This is a genomic window from Kitasatospora sp. NPDC049258 (genome assembly GCF_040678895.1).
GTDB lineage: Bacteria > Actinomycetota > Actinomycetes > Streptomycetales > Streptomycetaceae > Kitasatospora.
This window is the reverse complement of record NZ_JBFAQT010000016.1, coordinates 142,347-160,806: the sequence shown is the minus strand read 5'-3', so window position 1 is coordinate 160,806 and position 18,460 is coordinate 142,347. Positions and strand designations below refer to the sequence as shown.

The following is an 18,460-nucleotide window of genomic DNA, read 5'->3' as shown; positions in this document are numbered from 1 at the left end:
CTGGGCTGGGGCAGCCCGCAGAAGCCGACCGACGTGATGGCCGCCACCGGCGCCAAGTGGTTCACGCTGGCCTTCATCCTCTCCGACGGCTCCGTGGCAGCCCGGGCGGGCTGCCACCCTCCACCACGTTCCGGGCGGGTCTCAGCCCATGATCAACGGGATCGGGTTGCGCTCCAGCAGCAGCACCGCGACATCGTCGGTCAGCGCTCCGCCGTTCAGCTCCTCGACCTCGGCGATGGCGCTGTCGACCAGGCGACCCCTGGTCAGCCCCGCCGACTGGTGGTCGGCGATCAGGTCGATCAGGCCGTCCTGTCCGAGCCGGCGGGACCCGGCGCCGACCCGGCCCTCGACCAGACCGTCGGTGTAGAGCAGCAGCCGCCAGCCGGGCGCCAGCTCCAGCTCCCGGCCCGGCCAGACCGACTCGCCGTCGTCGCAGGGCAGCAGCCCGAGCGCCGGGCCCGCGTGATCCGCCGGGAGCAGCACGGGGCGCTGCCCGGCGTCGAGCAGCAGCGGGGCGGGGTGCCCGGCCAGGTAGAGCCGGGCCCGGTCGCCGGCCCCGGCCCGCTCGGCGCGGTCGGGATCGGCCGTGGGCCTGGCGCCGGGGGAGAGCACCAGCATGCAGAGGGTCGCGAAGATCTCGTCGCTGCGCCGCTCGTGTTCCAGCACGTGCTGCAGGGTGGTGAGCAGGGCCTGGCCGGAGAGCCCGGCGAAGACCAGCGTCCGCCACGCTATCCGCAGCGCCACGCCGAGCGCGGCCTCGTCCGGACCGTGGCCGCAGACGTCCCCGATCACCACGTGCACGGTGCCGTCGTCGGTCCGGACCGCGTCGTAGAAGTCGCCGCCGAGCAGGGCCCGGCGGCGGCCGGGCCGGTAGCGGCGGGTGAAGGCCAGACCGGCGCCGTCGAGCAGCGGGGTGGGGAGCAGGTGGCGCTGGAGCCGGGCGTTCTCCTGGCCGCGCAGCTCGGCCTCGACCAGGCGGCGCTGGGACTCGTCGGCCCGCTTGCGCTCCACCGCGTACCGCAGGGCCCGGGCCAGCAGCGGCCCGTCCGTCTCGTGCTTGATCAGGAAGTCCTGGGCACCGGCGGCCACCGCGGCGGCCCCGAGCTCGGCCCCCGCGGCATCGGTCAGCACCACCACGGCGGTGTGCGGGGCGCGGCGGAGCAGCTCGCGGAGCCCGTCCAACCCGTCGGAGTCGGAGGCGGAGTCGGGCCCCGACCCGGCGTCGGCCCGGGTCTCGGCGTCGGCCTCGGCGTCCTGGGTCTCGGTGTCCTGCGGCGCGGTGTCCTGGCGCTCGGTGTCCTGGCGCTCGGTGGTCTGGGGCTCGGTGGAGGGCCCGGGGCCCGAGCAGCCGGGCGCCGCCAGGTCGAGCAGCACGCAGGCGAAGCCGCCGGCGGGCGGGCGCTCGCCCTGGCGCTGGGGGCCGCGCCGGGCGGCCGGGGGCGCGGCGGACAGCAGCGCGGCGGCCTGCTCCACGCCGCGGGCCCAGTGCAGCTCCACGTTGGCGCCGCTGTCGGCCACCAGTGTCTTGATCAACTCGATGTCGGAGGGGCCGTCCTCGATCACCAGCAGGTGGGCCGGCGCCTCGCCGGCCTGCTCGCGCCGGCGACCCGCCGCCAGGGCGTTGCCGGGGCCGCCGGGGGGACGCGAGGAGTCGGAGCGGGCCCGCGGGTGCGGTATCGGCGTGCCGGAGCCAGGCTCGGGAGTGTGATCGCGGTGTGCGTGTACCTGCCCGGGCCGCTTGGCCGCGCGGCCGATGGTCGGCGCGCTGCCGGCTGCGGAACCCGGCCGGCGCGCGGCGCTGGCGGCATCATCGGCAGTACTGGCGGCGCCGACTCCGGACGCCCGCCCGTCTCCCGTTGCGGGCATTGGTCGGTCCTCCCTTTCCCCGACTGGCCAACGGCTGACGTCCGTGTGCGGTGCCCGCCTGGCACCGCGGGTCGGGGAGCTTCTCGCGACCATAACGTGATCTCCGGGGATTTCTCTGGCCGAGCGCCGGCTCTGTGGCTATTGCCACGCTCTGGAGTGGTGATCGGGGGTACGGTGAGCGCCGCCCACCGGGGCTGACGGAAGGTTCGAGGTCGTGACTCAGATCACGCTGGTGCAGGGTGACATCACGGAACAGCAGGTGGACGTGGTCGTGAACGCGGCCAACTCCTCCTTGCTGGGCGGCGGTGGGGTGGACGGGGCGATCCACCGCAAGGGCGGGCCGGCGATCCTCGCCGACTGCCGCAGGCTCCGCGACTCGCACTACGGCGGCGGTCTGGACGTCGGCCGCGCCGTGGTGACCACGGCGGGCCGGCTGCCGGCCGACTGGGTGGTGCACACGGTGGGGCCGGTCCACCACCCGGCGGACTACGAGCGGCGGGCCGAGCTGTTGGCCTCCTGTTATCGGGAGTCGCTGCGGCTGGCAGCGGAACTGGGCGCCCGGGCGGTGGCGTTCCCGGCGATCTCGACCGGGGTGTACCGGTGGCCGATGGAGGACGCGGCGCGGATCGCCCTCACGGCGGTGGCGGAGACAGTGGCGGCGGAGGACCCGGCTGCGGCATGGCCGGCCGAGGTGCGGTTCGTGCTCTTCGGGACGGAGGCGTACGAGGTCTTCGAGCGGATGCGGCGGGAGCTGGAGCGGCCCGGGACGGAGCGGCCTGCGGCGGAGTGAGCGCGGAGCGGGCAGAGGAACTGACGACACCTCACGTGACCTGTGCGGCAGCTCGTGCGACTGCCCCCATGGTGGCGTGACGGACCGTCAACGCGCCAGAGGAATTCGATAACTCGTTCGAGTGAATCGAGGGCTCGCCCACCGGCCGGGCGGACCCCGCCGACGGCCGCAGGCACCGCGCCCAGCTGCGGCTACGGGGCCAGCGCCGCCCACTCCACGGTCGCCTCGCCCTGCCGCCAGCGCCCCCGGGCGTCGACCAGCGGCCAACTGCCCGCCAGCGAACCGCACGCGGCGATCCACCGCTGCCGGGCGCCGAACGCGCCGTACGGCGCCGCCGCGGCCCAGGCCCGGTCGAAATCCGCCAGGAAGCGGTGCACCGGCCGCCCCGGCACGTTGTGGTGGATCAGCGCCTTGGGCAGCCGCTCGGCCAGGTCGGACGGCCGCTCCAGACCGGCCAGCCGGGCCGCGAAGGTCACCGTGCGGGGCCCTTCGGGGCCGAGCGCGACCCAGACGTGCCGCCGGCCGATCTCGTCGCAGGTGCCCTCGACCAGCAGGCCGTCCGGGGCCAGCCGCCCGCACAGCCGCTCCCAGACCACGGCCACCTCGCGCTCCTCGTACTGCCGCAGCACGTTGGCGGCCCTGATCAGCTGCGCCGAACCGCCGTCCAGCGGCACCTCGAACCCGCCGCGGCGGAAGCTGAGCAACGGCGGCGCGGCGTACGGCAGCGCGGCCGCGACCCGGTCGGGCTCGATCTCGATGCCCACCACCCGGGCGTCCGGCCGCACCGCCCGCAGCCGGGCCGAGAGCTCCACGGCCGTCCAGGGAGCCGCCCCGTAGCCGAGGTCGACGGCCACCGGCGGGCGGTCGGCGGCGCGCAGCGTCCGGCCGAGCGTGTGGGCGATCCAGCGATCCATCCGGCGGAGCCGGTTGGTGTTGGTGGTGCCGCGGGTGACCGTCCCGACCGGGCGGGTGGGGCGCGCGCCGCGGGCGGGGGGCGAGGCGGACATGCCCGCAGCCTACGCGGCAGCCGCACCACCACCGCGCCGCTGCCGCACCACCACCGTGCCGCTGCCGCACCACCACCGTGCCGCTGCCGCACCACCACCGTGCCGCTGCCGCACCACCGCCGTACCGCCGTCGCGCTGCCACCGTGCCGTCGCGGCGGCCCAGCGGATCCACGGCGCGGCCCGGCACCGGCCTCCGGAAGCTCGGCGCACCGCCCGGACGCCCTGCAAAAGGCGTGCGCGATCTCGCCGGCGGGGTCGGGAATACCTGCCGCCGGTGCCACGGTTGTCACTCGGGACGTGTGCCAGCCCGGAGCCACCGGCCCCGGGCGTTCGCATGCGGCCGCCCGCGCAACGGAGCGCGGGCGCGCCGGCGGGCAGGGCGCACGTCGGCGCCCGTGTGCGCGCGGTGGGCAACCGCGGGCACCGCCAGCCGAGCAAGTACCACCGACCGGGGAGCACGAGGAGGCATCAGCCAGGTGACCCAGCACCCCGCACGGGCCACGGCCCGACGCGACCGGCTCACTCTGCCGTCGTCCACTAGAGGCCGCCTACAGTCCCTGGTGAGCGGAGGCCGCTCCCGGCGGCCCCGGCGGATCGCGATGGTCAGCGTGCACACCTCCCCGCTGCACCAGCCGGGCACCGGCGACGCGGGCGGGATGAACGTCTACATCGTCGAGCTGGCCAAGCGGCTCGCCGAGCTGAACATCGAGGTCGAGGTCTTCACCCGGGCGGTCAGCAGCGACGACGCCCCCACCGTGCAGCTCGCCCCCGGCGTCCTGGTCCGGCACGTCACGGCGGGCCCGTACGAGGGCCTGATCAAGGAGGACCTGCCCGCGCAGCTGTGCGCCTTCACCCACGGCGTGCTGCGCACCGAGGCAGGCCACCGGCCGGGCCACTACGACCTGGTGCACTCGCACTACTGGCTGTCCGGGCAGGTCGGCTGGCTGGCCGCCGAGCGCTGGGGCGTGCCGCTGGTCCACACCATGCACACCATGGCCAAGGTGAAGAACGCGGCGCTGGCCGAGGGCGACACCCCGGAGCCGGCCGCCCGCGTGATCGGCGAGACCCAGGTGGTCGAGGCCGCCGACCGGCTGATCGCCAACACCGCCGAGGAGGCCGCCGAGCTCTCCCGGCACTACGGGGCCCGGCCGGACCAGCTCGCGATCGTCCACCCCGGCGTCAACCTGGAGGTGTTCCGGCCCGGTGGCCCCGCCGCACGGCAGGCCGCCCGCGCCCGACTGGGCCTGCCGCAGGACGCCTCGGTGCTGCTGTTCGCCGGGCGGATACAGCCGCTCAAGGCGCCCGACGTGCTGCTGCGCGCCGTCGGCGTCCTGCTGGAGCGCGAGCCGCGGCTGCGCGAGCACCTGGTGGTGCCGGTGGTCGGCGGGCCCTCGGGCACCGGGCTGGCCCGACCGGAGAGCCTGCACAAGCTCGCGGCGCAGCTCGGCATCTCGGACGTGGTCCGGTTCTGTCCCCCGGTCGGACAGGACCGGCTCGCCGACTGGTACCGGGCGGCCACGGCGCTGGTGATGCCCTCGTACAGCGAGTCCTTCGGCCTGGTCGCACTGGAGGCCCAGGCCTGCGGCACGCCGGTGGTCGCGGCCTCCGTCGGCGGTCTCCCGGTCGCCGTCCGGGACGGTGTCACCGGCACCCTGGTCCACGGCCACGACCCCGAGGACTGGGCGCGGGCCCTGCGGCCGTACGTCGCCGAGCCGCAGCTGACGGCCCGGCAGGGCGAGGCGGCCGCCCGGCACGCGGCCGGGTTCGGCTGGGGCGCCGCCGCGGCGGGCACGGCGGAGGTCTACGCCGGCGCGCTCGCCCGCCCCGACGCGCGGGCCGGCTCGCGGCTGAGGCTGGCCTGACCGGCAGCGGCCCCGGCACGGTGCCCGGCCCGGCCCGGCCCGGCCCGGCCCGGCCTCGCCCGACCGGGCCCGGGGCAGGTGCTGCGCAGCACCACTACCGCCGAGTAACGTCAGTCCCATGGCAATCCGCACCAAGGACGAGTCGCTCACCCTGCTGCGCAGCGCGCTGGACGAGGCCGGGGTGGCCTGGGAGCAGGCCGCCACCGATCCGTACACGCTGGTGGCGACGCTGCCGGGCAACCGGAAGCTCTCCACCACCTGTGCGCTGCGGGTCGGCGATCACACGCTGTCCGTGAACGCTTTCGTGGTCCGCCGGCCGGACGAGAACCACGAGGCGGTCTACCGCTGGCTGCTGGAGCGCAACACCCGGCTGTACGGCCTGGCGTACGCGGTCGACGCGCTCGGCGACGTCTATCTGGCCGGCCGGCTGCCGCTGGAGGCGCTGACCGCGGACGCGGTCGACCGGCTGCTCGGGACGGTGCTGCAGAACGCCGACGAGCCGTTCAACACCCTGCTCGAACTCGGATTCGCGACGGCGATCCGGCGCGAGTGGGAGTGGCGCACCAAGCGCGGTGAGTCCACCCGCAACCTGGCGGCCTTCGCCCACCTCGCCGCAGCGGCCACCGCCCCGGACGCCGCCCGGACCGCATCCCCGGCCACCGCCCCGGACCCCGAGGAGTCCTGACCGGCTCGGCCGGGCCGGTCAGGGTGCCACGACCGGCGCCCGCTCCCCGCCGGTGCTGGTGGCGGTGGCCGCGGCCTCGGCCCGGGCCGCCGCCGTGGGCCGTCCGACCAGCAGGAAGGCCGCGGCGGCCGCCGTCCCGCACACCCCGCAGGCCAGCCACACCACCGCGCTGCCCGCGTGCTGGAGCAGGTAGCCGCCCGCGGCCGGCCCGAGGAAGGACGCGAGCGACCAGGACAGCGAGTAGACGCCCTGGTAGCGCCCGCGCGCCTCGGCGGGGGCGAACTCGGCGACCAGGCCCATCATGATCGGCGCGGCCATGATCTCGCCGACCGTCCAGACCGCCACGGTGCAGGCGAAGAACGCGGCGGAGGAGCCCGCCAGTGCCGTCAGCCCGAAGCCCCACCCGGTCAGCAGCGCGCTCACCACCAGCAGCGCGGTCCGGTCGCGGCCCTCCATCAGCCGGCCCATCGGCAGCTGGAGCAGCACGATCAGCAGGCCGTTCAGCCCGATCACCAGGCCGTACCCGGTGGTGGAGATGCCGGCCTCGCCCATGTCGACGGCCAGCGTGGTGCTGCCCTGCTGGACCACCAGGGCCAGCAGCAGGTTGACCCCGACCAGGGCCATGAACCGCCCGTCGCGGAACACCCGGCCCAGACCCACCCGCGGCTCCGCCTTGGCCACGGCCGACCGCTCGGGCCGGGTCTCCGGGATCCGGACGAACACCACCACGGCGCAGACCAGCGTGGAGAACGCGTCCAGCAGGAACAGCAGGAGGTAGCCGTGCGCGGCGATCAGCCCGGCGGCGGCGGCCGAGACGCCGAAGCCGATGTTGATCGCCCAGTAGTTCAGGGCGTAGGCCCGGACCCGGTCCTCGGCCGGCACCAGGTCGGAGATGATCGCCGAGATCGCCGGCCGGGAGGCGTTGCCGGCCAGGCCGACCAGGAAGGCCACCGCGGCGATCGCCACCGGGCCGTCCACGAAGCCCAGCACCGCCGTCGAGACCGCGGTCGCCAGCTGCGCCGCGACCAGCGTCGGCCGCCGCCCCAGCCGGTCCGCCAGCACCCCGCCGCCGACCGCGGCGACCGCCGAGCCGAGCCCGAACAGGCCGGCCACCAGGCCCGCGTACGAGGGCGGGTAGCCCCGGTCGACGGTCAGGTACAGCGCGAGGAAGGTGACCACGAAGCCACCGAGCCGGTTCACCAGGGTGGAGGTCCACAGCCACCAGAACGGCCGGGGCAGGCCGCCCACGGTCTCCGAGAGGGTGGCGCGCAGACGGGTGGAGGCGGGCAAGCGGGGCTCCCGGGCGGCAGGCTGCCGGCCTGGCGGGACAGGAGGGACCGCTCAGCGGGCAGTAAGTGGCACTGATGGCAGGCACACATTACCCATCGACCGTCGGCCCGACCAGCCGTTTTCGGCCTCCACTAAGCTGTGGGCCATGGCTGACACGACCTACCGACTGATCCTGCTCCGCCACGGCGAGAGCCAGTGGAACCAGAAGAACCTCTTCACCGGCTGGGTCGACGTCGACCTCAACGAGAAGGGTGAGAAGGAGGCCGCGCGCGGCGGCGAGCTCCTCACCGCCGAGGGCTACTTCCCCGACGTGGTGCACACCTCCCTGCTCCGCCGGGCGATCCGCACCTCGCAGATCGCCCTGGACAAGGCCGACCGGCACTGGATCCCGGTCCGCCGCAGCTGGCGGCTGAACGAGCGCCACTACGGCGCTCTGCAGGGCAAGGACAAGGCCCAGACCCTGGCCGAGTTCGGGGAGGAGCAGTTCCAGCTCTGGCGCCGCTCGTACGACACCCCGCCGCCGGTGCTGGCCGACGACAACGAGTACTCCCAGGCCGGCGACGCCCGCTACGCCGACATCCCGAGCGAGCTGCGCCCGCGCACCGAGTGCCTCAAGGACGTCGTCGAGCGGATGCTGCCGTACTGGTACGACGCGATCGTCCCGGACCTGGCCGCCGGCAAGACCGTGCTGGTCACGGCGCACGGCAACAGCCTGCGCGCCCTGGTCAAGCACCTGGACGGCGTCTCCGACGAGGCCATCGCCGGCCTGAACATCCCCACCGGCATCCCGCTCGCCTACGAGCTCGACGCCGACTTCAAGCCCGTCACCCCGGGCGGCCGCTACCTCGACCCGGAGGCCGCCGCCGCCGCCATCGAGGCGGTCAAGAACCAGGGCAAGAAGTAACCGCAGAAACGATCAGGCCCCCGGTCGGCGCGGAGCGCGCCGCCCCCGGGGGCCTTGTCGGTGCCGGACAGGTGCCGGACAGGTGCCGGACGGACGCTGCCGGCCCGCGCGCGGGCCGCGCGGCGGGCTCAGTGGCCGCCGCAGCAGCCGCCGGTGGCACCGCCGCACTGGCAGGGCGAGCCGGACTGGCAGCCGCAGCCGCAGCCGGGCCCGCAGCCGCAGCCTGCGGCGAGGACGGGGAGCAGCTTGGCGACGGGCGGCTCGGTGACGCTCTTCGGCGCGGCGGTCGGGGTGGCGGTTGCCTTCATGGTGCTGGAGCCCTCCTCGTCAGGGCACGTGGCACGTGCCTGCCCTCCGAGTGAACCCGGCCGTTGACAGGGCGTCAACGGGCGCACGGAAGTGGGGGCGCACCCGCCGTGTGCGCCCCCACCTGGCCCGTCACCGCCCGGCCCGTCACCGCCCGGCGGCGGTCAGCCCGCGACCGCGGTCACTCGGTCGGGCCGCCGGCCTCGTTCGCCGCGACGAACTCGTCCACGTGCTCACCGGTCACCAGGAACACCACGCGCTTGGCCACCGAGACCGCGTGGTCGGCGAACCGCTCGTAGTAGCGGCCGACCAGGGTGACGTCCACGGCGGTCTCGATGCCGTGCTGCCAGCGGTCGTCCAGCAGGTGCGAGAACAGCTCGCGGTGCAGCGCGTCGATCGCGTCGTCGTCGCGCTCCAGCTCCAGCGCCTTGTCGACGTCCTTGGTCGCGATGACCTGGCCGGCCTTGGCCACCAGGCGCTGGGCCAGCTGACCCATCTCCAGCACGATCGGGTGCAGGTCGGCCGGCACCGCGGTGTCCGGGTAGCGCAGCCGCGCCACCTTGGCGACGTGCCGGGCCAGGTCCCCGCAGCGCTCCAGGTCGGAGCTCATCCGCAGCGAGGTGACCACGATCCGCAGGTCCGTGGCGACCGGCTGCTGGCGGGCCAGCAGGTCGATCGCCCGGTTCTCCAGCTCGTGGTGCAGGGTGTTGACCTTGTCGTCGGCGGCGATCACACTCTCCGCCAGTGCCAGGTCCGCGTCGAGCAGCGCGGTGGTGGCGCGGCCCATGGCCGAACCGACCAGCCGGGCCATCTCGACCAGGCCGTCGCTGATCGAGTCGAGTTCCTCGTGGTAAGCGTCGCGCATGCTTTCTCCTCCTGGCCGCCGACACCGGGTGCCGGGTCGTTCGGTCCATCAGTAGCTGTGTCGGTGGCGGTGCCGACCGGACGTCCCGGGCCGCAGGTCCCCTCTGCGCCGGGATGGCCGCTGCTGGTGGCGCGAATGGTAGCCGCGTCACCGCCCACACGGGCTTGCATCCGCCAGACTGGTCCGTTCGGGCGACCACCCACGGCCGGTCCGGTGAATCGGCGGCAGCTTGAAGGTGAATTCTCGGCAACGTGAGGCCGATGCCTTGATCGCACCCGTACGGGAGCCGCCCGGCATGCGCTTACGCTGGCCGTATGGACGTGAATGTGGCCGCCGCCGCAGCCTGCGCCATAGCCGGGCTCGGCGTCGGCCTCACGGCCGCCATCGCCTTCCGTTGGAGTGAGCGCGAGCAGGCGAAGGGCAGCAGGAGCGGCAGGGCCGGCACCAGGACAGGCACGGGCGGACCGCTCGTTCAGGAGCCCGGGCTGCCCCCGGGCGTGGACACCGTGCTCTCGGTGCTCCGCTCCTGCGCGATCGTGCTCGGCGAGGGCGACGAGGTGGTCAAGGCCAGCTCGGCCGCCTATGCGATGGGCCTGGTCAGAGGCGGCGCGATGGCCGTCGACCAGATGCTGTCGCTGGCCCGCGCGACCCGCCGGGACGGCGAGATCCGCCAGGTCGAGCTGGAGGTGCCCCGCCCCGGTGCGGCGCGCGCCGCCGAACCGCTGGCGGTCTCCGTGCGGGTCGCCCCGCTCGGCTCCCGGCTGGTCCTGGTCCTGGTCGAGGACCTGACCGACCGCCGCCGGATCGAGGCCATCCGCCGCGACTTCGTCGCCAACGTCTCGCACGAGCTGAAGACCCCGGTGGGCGCGCTCTCGCTGCTCTCCGAGGCCGTCGCCGACGCCTCGGACGACCCCGAGGCGGTCCAGCGCTTCGCCGGCCGGATGCAGATCGAGGCGACCCGGCTGGCCAGCCTGGTCCAGGAGATCATCGACCTCTCCCGGGTCCAGGACGACCGCCTGCTGCCCGACCCCGAGCCCGTCCCGGTGGACGAGCTGATCGCCGAGGCGATCGACCGCTGCCGCCAGCCGGCCGCGGCCAAGCAGATCCTGATCGCCGCCGGCGGCATCGGTGACCTCTACCTGGACGGCAACCGCGGCCAGCTGGCCGCCGCGCTCGGCAACCTGGTGGAGAACGCCGTCAACTACAGTCCGCCCCGTACCCGGGTCGCCATCGCCACCCGCCGCATCTCCAGTGCGGCCGCCCTGGGCGAGGCGGACGGCGAACTGATCGAGATCTCGGTGACCGACCAGGGCATCGGGATCTCGGAGAAGGACCGCGAGCGGATCTTCGAACGCTTCTACCGGGTCGATCCCGCCCGCTCCCGCGCCACCGGGGGAACCGGTCTGGGCCTCTCGATCGTCAAGCACGTCGCCGCCTCGCACCGCGGCACCGTGTCGGTCTGGAGCGTCGAGGGCCAGGGCTCGACCTTCACCCTGCGGCTCCCGGCCGGCCAGGCCCCGGACCGCGACACCACATCCCACACCCGTTCCGGCGCGACCGCGTCGAACACCCTTCCTGCTGCCCCGGAGGCCCGATCGTGACCCGAGTACTGGTGGTCGAGGACGAGGAGTCGTTCAGCGACGCCCTCTCGTACATGCTCCGCAAAGAGGGCTTCGAGGTGGCCGTGGCCGCCACCGGCCCCGACGCGCTGGAGCAGTTCGAGCGCAACGGCGCCGACCTGGTGCTGCTCGACCTGATGCTCCCCGGCCTTCCCGGCACCGAGGTCTGCCGTCAGCTGCGGGTTCGCTCCAACGTCCCGGTGATCATGGTCACCGCCAAGGACAGCGAGATCGACAAGGTGGTCGGCCTGGAGATAGGGGCCGACGACTACGTGACCAAGCCCTACTCCACCCGCGAGCTGGTCGCCCGGATCCGCGCGGTGCTGCGCCGCCGCGGCGAGGACGGCAACGGCGACGGCGGCGGCGCCACCCCCGGCGCGCTGGAGGCCGGCCCGGTCCGGATGGACGTGGACCGGCACGTGGTGACCGTGGACGGCGCCAAGGTCGACCTCCCGCTCAAGGAGTTCGACCTGCTGGAGATGCTGCTCCGCAACGCCGGCCGGGTGCTCACCCGGATGCAGCTGATCGACCGGGTCTGGGGCGCCGACTACGTGGGCGACACCAAGACGCTGGACGTGCACGTCAAGCGGCTGCGGGCGAAGATCGAGCCCGACCCGGGCGCGCCCCGCTACCTGGTCACCGTCCGTGGCCTGGGCTACAAGTTCGAGCCGTAAGCCGCACCGGACGGGCGGTGCCCGTCCCGGCACACACGAGAGGGCCCCTGCTCCGGCAGGGGCCCTCTCGGGCGTTCAGCGCCTCAGTGCCCGGCGATCGGGCTGCCCGAGACCGAGCCGGACGGGCTGGCCGCGCCGGAGACCGACGAGGAGGCCGGGACCGGGGCGGACGGCGAGCCGGTGGCGGGGGCCGCGGGGGAGCCCGACACGGGAGCGGAGGGGGAGACGGTGACGGCGGGGGAGGCGGAGGCCGACGGCGCGCTCTCCGCCTTCGGGCCGAAGGCCGCGTACTGGCCGCGGGCCGGCAGCACGGCGGCCTGCGAGCCGACCTTGCCGGCCGAGCCGAACACGAACGAGGTGGCGGCGAAGCCGCCGACGTTCACCTTGGCCGAGGCCACGTGGGCGACCGGCTGCTCCGGGCCGCCGAGCAGCACCGCCTTGCCGGCCGGGATGACGATCTCCGGGATCGGCGCGCCCTTGGCGTCGGTGAAGGTGGCGGTCGAGCTGTCCCCGACGGTGATCGACTTCAGTGTCTCGGGCGTGGTGCCGCTGTTGCTGATGTTGACCGTGACGTTGGCCGGGCCGGCCGCCTCGCCGGAGGCGCTGTCCTCGGTCACCACCACGATGTTGTTGAGCCTGAGGTTGTCGCCCAGCGAGGTGGACGCGTTGTCCGGCTGGATCTCCAGGGTGTCCGGGGAGTTCCCGGCGGCGCAGGCCGACAGCGGGACGATCGCGGCGAGGACGAGGGCGGCGATGGCGCCGCGTCGAAGGCTCCGGCTCACGGCGGCGACTTCTCCTTGGGTGAGATCACGGTGGATGTGGATCACGGTCGGTGGTCAGCGCTCAGACTACCCACCGCAGTTATCCGGTTCTCACGGGGTGGCCCCGTGTCGCGCCCCGGTCGTCCGGCGGGCCCGGCGGGGCGGGTTTCGGGCGTGTCCCGAGGGCCCGTGTCCGGTACCGGCCGGGACGTGGCGCAGGTCACTGCCGGGGCGCGCGGCGAACGGCGGTAAAAACTCAAGATCAAACCATGGTTTCGGGAGTGTTGCCAGGGGTTTCGTCGAGCTCTCGGACCGCCTCCGACCTGCGGGAAGCCCTCGTCGAACATCGGTCGCAGCATGTGATGGGGGTGATTGTCAAGCCCCGAGACCCGCCCTGACCTGCGAAAACGCCCTTCGGGTCGGCAGAAAAGCGTGTTATTCTGGAAAGCCACGGAAGGGGTCCTGTCACATGACGTTCAAGGTTGGCGACACGGTGGTCTACCCCCATCACGGGGCTGCGCTGATCGAGGCCATCGAAACTCGCCAGATCAAAGGTGTGGACAAGACCTACCTGGTGCTGAAGGTGCAGCAGGGAGACCTGACGCTGCGCGTGCCCGCCGAGAACGCTGAGTTCGTCGGTGTGCGTGACGTGGTGGGTCAGGAAGGTCTCGACCGGGTCTTCGAGGTGCTTCGTGCACCGTACACCGAGGAGCCCACGAACTGGTCCCGCCGCTACAAGGCGAACCTCGAGAAGCTCGCCTCGGGTGACGTCATCAAGGTCGCCGAGGTCGTCCGCGACCTGTGGCGCCGCGAGCGCGAGCGCGGCCTGTCGGCCGGCGAGAAGCGGATGCTCGCCAAGGCTCGGCAGATTCTCGTCAGCGAGCTGGCGCTGGCCGAGAACACCAACGAGGACAAGGCGGAGACGCTGCTCGACGAGGTGCTCGCCTCGTAAGGCAGTCCAGCTCCGTACGCCACGGCGCCCGATGCGGGTGTGCCACCGGGGACGCGCAGTCGTCCAGGGTGGTGCAGCAGCACCTCGGGCGCTTCGGCGTGTCCGTGGACGGCCGCCACTGCGGGCGGGTGTCCACTAACGTGCAGCCGGAAGGGGGTCGTGCCGAGCACCCGATGCGCTCGGCAGGGCCATACCCACTGCGACTGAGGAGCGAAACCTGAACGCCACAGCACAACTCGCGGCGGCGGTCGTCCCGGCCGCGGGGCGGGGGGAACGGCTGGGCCCCGGCGCCCCGAAGGCCCTGCGGGAACTCGGCGGCGTCCCGCTGCTGGTGCACGCGGTCCGGGCGCTGGCGCGCAGCCGCGCGGTCGGCCTGGTGGTGGTCGCGGCCCCGGCCGACGGCGTCGCCGAGGTCGCCGCGCTGCTGGACAGCCACGGACTGGACGGCAAGGACATCCGGGTGGTGGCCGGCGGCGCCACCCGGCAGGAGTCGGTCCGGCTCGGCCTGGCGGCCATCCCGGCCGACACCGGGATCGTGCTGGTGCACGACGCCGCCCGCCCGCTGGTGCCGGTCGAGGTGGTGGACGCGGTGGCCGCCGCCGTCCGGGCCGGAGCCGAGGCGGTGGTGCCGGCCGTCCCGCTGGCCGACACCGTCAAGCGGGTCGAGCCGCGGCCGGCCGGCGGCCCCGAGCCGGTGCTGGACACCCCGGACCGCGCCACCCTGCGCGCGGTGCAGACCCCGCAGGGCTTCCTGCGCGCCACCCTGCACCAGGTGCACGAGAAGGCATTGGCCGAGGAGGCCGAGGGCGGCCTGCCGCCGGTCACCGACGACGCCGGGCTGGTGGAACGGTTCGGCGGCCGGGTGGTCGTGGTCCCCGGGCACGAGGAGGCCTTCAAGGTCACCCGCCCGCTGGACCTGGTGCTCGCCGAGGCCGTACTCGCCCGAAGGAGGGCCTCCGATGGCTTCTGACCCGACCGCGCCGGTGATCCCGCTGGTCGGCATCGGCACCGACGTGCACGCCTTCGAGGCCGGCCGCCCGCTGCGGGTGGCCGGCCTGGACTGGCCCGACGCCGAGTACGGCCTCGCCGGCCACTCGGACGCCGACGTCGCCGCGCACGCGGCCTGCGACGCGCTGTTCTCCGCCGCGGGCCTGGGCGACCTGGGCGCGCACTTCGGGACCGACCGGCCGGAGTGGGCCGGTGCGGCGGGGGTGACCCTGCTGGCCGAGGCGGCCAGGATCGTCCGCGCGGCCGGTTTCGAGATCGGCAACGTGGCGATCCAGGTGGTCGGGGTGCGGCCGAAGATCGGCAAGCGGCGTGCGGAGGCGCAGGCCGTGCTCTCGGCCGCCGTCGGCGCGCCGGTCTCGGTCTCCGGCACGACCACCGACGGCCTCGGCCTCACCGGCCGGGCCGAGGGGCTGGCCGCACTCGCCACCGCGCTGGTGTACCGGGCGGGTTGAGCCGATCCGGCGGTTGGCGAGTGTCCCGGTGCGCGGGCCGCGACCGGGTGGGTAGCTTGGCCCGTACCAGTCCGCTCGTCCACTGAGAAGAGGTCCAGATGGGTGCCGCACTCCCCGACCGGCTGAAGGAACTGCTCGACGACAAGACGTTCGCCGTGGTCTCCACCGTCCAGCCCGACGGCAGCCCGCAGTCCTCGGTGGTCTGGGTCAAGCGGGACGGCGACGAGATCCTGTTCTCGACCGTCCAGGGCCGCCGCAAGCACCTCAACCTGGTCAGGGACCCGCGGATCAGCGTGGTGGTCAACCCGCCGGCGCACCCCTACACCTACGCCGAGCTGCGCGGGGAGGTCACCATGACGACCGAGGGCGGCCGGGAGCTGATCGACGAGCTGTCCCGCAAGTACCGCGGTGAGGATTACGGGTTCGACGGGCCGGAGGACGTCCGGGTGGTGGTCCGGCTGGTGCCCCGGAAGGTCGTCGGCAACATCTGAGCCGGCCGGGCATGACCGGAAGGGGTGTCGTGGCGGGATCTCCCGCGGCGGCGCCCCTTCCGGCGTCCCGGTGGGCGCCCCGCCCGGCGACGCAGCCCGTACCGAGCCCGGGGAACGCCGTTGACCTGGTGGTTTGGCGCTCCGGCCGGCCGATCCGGAGGCCGGGGCACGGGCCCGGCGGTGCGGTCGGCGCCGACCGCCGCGCAGCGCGGACGGGCCGGAGCGACGGCAACGGGCCCGCAGCCCGTCGCGAAAGGTGGCGAGGCACCCCCCACCGCCCACTACGCTTGACGCTGTGAGCCTTCGCCTGTACGACACCAACACCCGCCAGGTACGCGACTTCGTCCCGCTTGTACCGGGCTGTGTCTCCATGTACCTGTGTGGCGCGACCGTCCAGGCTGCCCCGCACATCGGACACATCCGGTCCAACCTCAACTTCGACGTGATGCGCCGTTGGTTCGGCTACCGCGGCTACCAGGTCACGTTCGTGCGCAACGTCACCGACATCGACGACAAGGTGATCGCCAAGGAGCGCCAGCTCGGCACCCCGTGGTGGGAGATCGCCTACACCAACGAGCGCGCCTTCAACGAGGGTTACGCGGCGCTGGGCTGCCTGCCGCCGTCGGTGGAGCCGCGGGCGACCGGGCACGTCCCCGAGATGATCGAGATGATGCGGGCGCTCATCGCCAAGGGGCACGCCTACGAGGCCGAGGGCAACGTCTACTTCGCCGTCACCACCTACCCCGACTACCTGGAGCTCTCCAACCAGGAGCTGGAGAACCTCCGGCAGCCGGAGAGCGCGGGCGAGACCGGCAAGCGCGACCCGCGCGACTTCGCGATGTGGAAGCGGGCCAAGGAGGGCGAGCCCAGCTGGGAGACCCCCTGGGGCCGCGGCCGCCCGGGCTGGCACCTGGAGTGCTCGGCCATGGCGCACAAGTACCTGGGCAAGGGCTTCGACATCCACGGCGGCGGGATCGACCTGATCTTCCCGCACCACGAGAACGAGATCGCCCAGTCCAAGGCGTTCGGCGACGACTTCGCCAACTTCTGGGTGCACAACGCCTGGGTGACCATGTCCGGCGAGAAGATGAGCAAGTCGCTGGGCAACTCGGTGCTGATCTCCGAGATGGTGCAGCGCTGGCGGCCGATCGTGCTCCGCTACTACCTGGCCGGCCCGCACTACCGCTCGATGATCGAGTACAGCGAGGAGTCGATCCGCGAGGCCGAGACCGCCTTCGCCCGGATCGAGGGCTTCATCCAGCGGGTCGTCGAGGGCAGCGGCCCGGTCGACGCCGCCCCCGAGGTGCCGCTGGCCTTCGCCGAGGCGATGGACGACGACCTGGGCGTCCCGCAGGCGCTGGCCGTGGTGCACACCGCCGTCCGGCAGGGCAACAGCGCGCTCACCGCGGGCGACAAGGAGAGCGCGGTGGCGCGACTCGCCGAGGTCCGTGCGATGCTCGGTGTACTGGGTCTGGACCCGCTCGACGAGCACTGGGCCGGCACGGACCGGGGTGACGACCTGCACGGCGTGGTCGACTCGCTGGTCCAGCTGGTCCTGGAGCAGCGCCAGGCGGCCCGCGCCCGTAAGGACTTCGCCACCTCGGACGCCATCCGGGACCAGCTCACCAGGGCCGGTCTGGCGATCGAGGACACCCCGTCCGGCTCGCGCTGGACCATCAACAACCAGTAACCCCGTACCCGTCGGGGTGAGGGCCGGCCGCACCGTTCGCCGGTGCGGCCTGCCGTATGACGCAGAAGAGACAGGAAGTACAGCCATGGCCGGCAACAGCCAGCGCAGGAACCGCCGCAACCCCACTTCCAAGAAGGGCGCGAGTGTCGGTACCGGCGGCCACAGCCGGAAGGCACTCCAGGGCAAGGGCCCGACCCCGCCCGGCGAGGCCCGCAAGGGCCACCCGAAGCAGCGCGCCGCCAACGCGGCGGTCAAGCGCGAGCGGGACGCCAAGTCCCGGGCCGGCATGCGCCGGGCCGGTGCGGGCGCCCGCGGCGGCCGCGGCGGCGCCGGCGCGGCCGAGCTGGTGGTCGGCCGCAACTCGGTGGTCGAGGCCCTGAAGGGCGGGGTGCCCGCCACCGCGCTCTACGTCATGCAGTTCATCGAGACCGACGACCGGGTGCGGGAGGCCTTCCAGGCCGCCAACGACCGCGGCGTGCCGCTGATGGAGGCCCCGCGCCCGCAGCTGGACCAGATGACCGGCGGGCTCAACCACCAGGGCCTGGTGCTCCAGGTCCCGCCGTACGACTACGCGCACCCGGACGACCTGCTCGCGGCCGCTGCGGACAACGCCGAGTCGGCGCTGATCATGGCGCTGGACGGGGTCACCGACTCGCGCAACCTGGGCGCCGTGGTCCGCTCCGCCGCCGCCTTCGGCGCGCACGGCGTGGTCATCCCCGAGCGCCGCGCGGCCGGTATGACCGCCGGTGCCTGGAAGACCTCCTCCGGCGCGGCTGCCCGGCTGCCCGTCGCCCGGGCCACCAACCTCACCCGCGCGCTGGAGGCCTACCAGAAGGCCGGCCTGATGGTGGTCGGCCTGGCGGCCGACGGCGAGGCCGAGATCGGCGACCTGGAGCTGCTCAGCGGCCCCGTGGTGATCGTGGCCGGCTCCGAGGGCAAGGGCCTGTCCCGGCTGGTCGCGGAGACCTGCGACATCCGGGTGCGGATCCCGATGCCGGGTGCCACCGAGTCGCTGAACGCCGGCGTCGCGGCGGGCATCGTGCTCTACGAGGCCGCGCGGCTGCGGGCCAAGGGCGGCCCGGCTGCCACCGTCTGACCGTCTCTGACGGCTGTTTGGAGCTGAACCGACCGGGTCCTTTCGGGCCCGGTCGGTTTTCTCATGATCACTTCAAAGCCGGGCCCGGAATCCACCCGGGAGAGTGTCCTAAGCGGCCGTCACCCGGTTAGAGGGGTGTGGA

The 18,460-nt window shown here is 73.9% G+C and carries 18 protein-coding genes; 12 read left to right on the top strand and 6 right to left on the bottom strand.

Annotated features, from left to right (window positions below; translation table 11 throughout):
• Positions 1–141: 141 nt before the first annotated feature.
• Positions 142–1,866 (bottom strand): SpoIIE family protein phosphatase, encoded by a 1,725-nt coding sequence (locus tag AB0K43_RS16765; RefSeq protein WP_363640258.1) that lies wholly within the window; start codon positions 1,864–1,866, stop codon positions 142–144.
• A gap of 214 nt (positions 1,867–2,080) precedes the next feature.
• On the opposite strand from AB0K43_RS16765, the gene AB0K43_RS16760 reads away from it, so the two are divergent.
• On the top strand, positions 2,081–2,656 hold the full coding sequence (locus AB0K43_RS16760) for an O-acetyl-ADP-ribose deacetylase (RefSeq protein ID WP_363640256.1): 576 nt from the start codon (positions 2,081–2,083) through the stop codon (positions 2,654–2,656).
• A gap of 191 nt (positions 2,657–2,847) precedes the next feature.
• On the opposite strand, the gene AB0K43_RS16755 is transcribed toward AB0K43_RS16760, so the two are convergent.
• A complete protein-coding gene (locus tag AB0K43_RS16755; RefSeq protein WP_363640254.1) occupies positions 2,848–3,663 on the bottom strand; it encodes a class I SAM-dependent methyltransferase in 816 nt (271 codons plus the stop codon).
• Positions 3,664–4,262: 599 nt separating this feature from the next.
• On the opposite strand from AB0K43_RS16755, the gene mshA reads away from it, so the two are divergent.
• Together mshA and AB0K43_RS16745 are read left to right on the top strand one after the other, a co-directional pair.
• Positions 4,263–5,525: a D-inositol-3-phosphate glycosyltransferase gene (gene mshA / locus AB0K43_RS16750; protein ID WP_363640278.1), complete on the top strand. Its 1,263-nt coding sequence runs from the start codon at positions 4,263–4,265 to the stop codon at positions 5,523–5,525.
• Positions 5,526–5,643: 118 nt separating this feature from the next.
• Complete coding sequence (locus AB0K43_RS16745) at positions 5,644–6,210, top strand: YbjN domain-containing protein (RefSeq protein ID WP_363640252.1); 567 nt, start codon at positions 5,644–5,646, stop codon at positions 6,208–6,210.
• An 18-nt stretch (positions 6,211–6,228) separates the two neighbouring features.
• On the opposite strand, the gene AB0K43_RS16740 is transcribed toward AB0K43_RS16745, so the two are convergent.
• Positions 6,229–7,500 carry an MFS transporter gene (locus tag AB0K43_RS16740; RefSeq protein WP_363640250.1) on the bottom strand — a complete coding sequence of 424 codons (1,272 nt, stop codon included), beginning with the start codon at positions 7,498–7,500 and terminating at the stop codon, positions 6,229–6,231.
• A 145-nt stretch (positions 7,501–7,645) separates the two neighbouring features.
• Here AB0K43_RS16740 and AB0K43_RS16735 point away from each other — a divergent pair, with 145 nt between their 5' ends.
• Positions 7,646–8,404, top strand: coding sequence for a phosphoglyceromutase (locus AB0K43_RS16735; RefSeq protein WP_363640248.1), 759 nt, complete (start codon positions 7,646–7,648; stop codon positions 8,402–8,404).
• 128 nt (positions 8,405–8,532) lie between these two features.
• On the opposite strand, the gene AB0K43_RS16730 is transcribed toward AB0K43_RS16735, so the two are convergent.
• Both AB0K43_RS16730 and phoU read right to left on the bottom strand, forming a co-directional pair.
• A complete protein-coding gene (locus AB0K43_RS16730; RefSeq protein ID WP_363640246.1) occupies positions 8,533–8,712 on the bottom strand; it encodes a hypothetical protein in 180 nt (59 codons plus the stop codon).
• 179 nt (positions 8,713–8,891) lie between these two features.
• Positions 8,892–9,575, bottom strand: a complete 684-nt coding sequence (phoU, locus tag AB0K43_RS16725; protein WP_363640244.1) for a phosphate signaling complex protein PhoU — start codon at positions 9,573–9,575, stop codon at positions 8,892–8,894.
• A 314-nt stretch (positions 9,576–9,889) separates the two neighbouring features.
• Here phoU and AB0K43_RS16720 point away from each other — a divergent pair, with 314 nt between their 5' ends.
• A complete protein-coding gene (locus AB0K43_RS16720; RefSeq protein ID WP_363640242.1) occupies positions 9,890–11,176 on the top strand; it encodes an ATP-binding protein in 1,287 nt (428 codons plus the stop codon).
• Entirely contained in the window at positions 11,173–11,868 is a 696-nt protein-coding gene (locus tag AB0K43_RS16715) for a response regulator transcription factor (protein ID WP_033825386.1), read from the top strand. The genes AB0K43_RS16720 and AB0K43_RS16715 overlap by 4 nt, the downstream gene beginning before the upstream one ends.
• An 83-nt stretch (positions 11,869–11,951) precedes the next feature.
• On the opposite strand, the gene AB0K43_RS16710 is transcribed toward AB0K43_RS16715, so the two are convergent.
• The gene (locus tag AB0K43_RS16710) at positions 11,952–12,650 is read right to left on the bottom strand and encodes a DUF461 domain-containing protein (protein ID WP_363640240.1); all 699 of its coding nucleotides are present in this window, start codon (positions 12,648–12,650) and stop codon (positions 11,952–11,954) included.
• 448 nt (positions 12,651–13,098) lie between these two features.
• Here AB0K43_RS16710 and AB0K43_RS16705 point away from each other — a divergent pair, with 448 nt between their 5' ends.
• From AB0K43_RS16705 to rlmB, 6 genes are all read left to right on the top strand, one after another.
• The gene (locus tag AB0K43_RS16705; protein WP_014136563.1) at positions 13,099–13,581 is read left to right on the top strand and encodes a CarD family transcriptional regulator; all 483 of its coding nucleotides are present in this window, start codon (positions 13,099–13,101) and stop codon (positions 13,579–13,581) included.
• Positions 13,582–13,798: 217 nt separating this feature from the next.
• Positions 13,799–14,551 (top strand): 2-C-methyl-D-erythritol 4-phosphate cytidylyltransferase, encoded by a 753-nt coding sequence (ispD, locus tag AB0K43_RS16700; RefSeq protein WP_363640276.1) that lies wholly within the window; start codon positions 13,799–13,801, stop codon positions 14,549–14,551.
• Positions 14,541–15,041: a 2-C-methyl-D-erythritol 2,4-cyclodiphosphate synthase gene (gene ispF / locus AB0K43_RS16695; protein ID WP_363640238.1), complete on the top strand. Its 501-nt coding sequence runs from the start codon at positions 14,541–14,543 to the stop codon at positions 15,039–15,041. Before ispD ends, ispF begins: the two co-directional genes overlap by 11 nt.
• A 98-nt stretch (positions 15,042–15,139) precedes the next feature.
• Positions 15,140–15,532: a PPOX class F420-dependent oxidoreductase gene (locus AB0K43_RS16690; RefSeq protein WP_363640236.1), complete on the top strand. Its 393-nt coding sequence runs from the start codon at positions 15,140–15,142 to the stop codon at positions 15,530–15,532.
• Positions 15,533–15,827: 295 nt separating this feature from the next.
• Entirely contained in the window at positions 15,828–17,222 is a 1,395-nt protein-coding gene (gene cysS / locus AB0K43_RS16685; protein ID WP_363640234.1) for a cysteine--tRNA ligase, read from the top strand.
• 85 nt (positions 17,223–17,307) lie between these two features.
• Complete coding sequence (gene rlmB, locus AB0K43_RS16680) at positions 17,308–18,318, top strand: 23S rRNA (guanosine(2251)-2'-O)-methyltransferase RlmB (protein WP_363640232.1); 1,011 nt, start codon at positions 17,308–17,310, stop codon at positions 18,316–18,318.
• Positions 18,319–18,460 lie beyond the last annotated feature (142 nt).

Coding starts and splice junctions, on each gene's coding strand:
- AB0K43_RS16765 (WP_363640258.1), bottom strand. CDS start 1,866: ATGCCCGCAACGGGAGACGGGCGGGCGTCCGGAGTCGGCGCCGCCAGT.
- AB0K43_RS16755 (WP_363640254.1), bottom strand. CDS start 3,663: ATGTCCGCCTCGCCCCCCGCCCGCGGCGCGCGCCCCACCCGCCCGGTC.
- mshA (WP_363640278.1), top strand. CDS start 4,263: ATGGTCAGCGTGCACACCTCCCCGCTGCACCAGCCGGGCACCGGCGAC.
- AB0K43_RS16745 (WP_363640252.1), top strand. CDS start 5,644: ATGGCAATCCGCACCAAGGACGAGTCGCTCACCCTGCTGCGCAGCGCG.
- AB0K43_RS16735 (WP_363640248.1), top strand. CDS start 7,646: ATGGCTGACACGACCTACCGACTGATCCTGCTCCGCCACGGCGAGAGC.
- AB0K43_RS16730 (WP_363640246.1), bottom strand. CDS start 8,712: ATGAAGGCAACCGCCACCCCGACCGCCGCGCCGAAGAGCGTCACCGAG.
- phoU (WP_363640244.1), bottom strand. CDS start 9,575: ATGCGCGACGCTTACCACGAGGAACTCGACTCGATCAGCGACGGCCTG.
- AB0K43_RS16720 (WP_363640242.1), top strand. CDS start 9,890: ATGGACGTGAATGTGGCCGCCGCCGCAGCCTGCGCCATAGCCGGGCTC.
- AB0K43_RS16705 (WP_014136563.1), top strand. CDS start 13,099: ATGACGTTCAAGGTTGGCGACACGGTGGTCTACCCCCATCACGGGGCT.
- ispF (WP_363640238.1), top strand. CDS start 14,541: ATGGCTTCTGACCCGACCGCGCCGGTGATCCCGCTGGTCGGCATCGGC.
- AB0K43_RS16690 (WP_363640236.1), top strand. CDS start 15,140: ATGGGTGCCGCACTCCCCGACCGGCTGAAGGAACTGCTCGACGACAAG.
- rlmB (WP_363640232.1), top strand. CDS start 17,308: ATGGCCGGCAACAGCCAGCGCAGGAACCGCCGCAACCCCACTTCCAAG.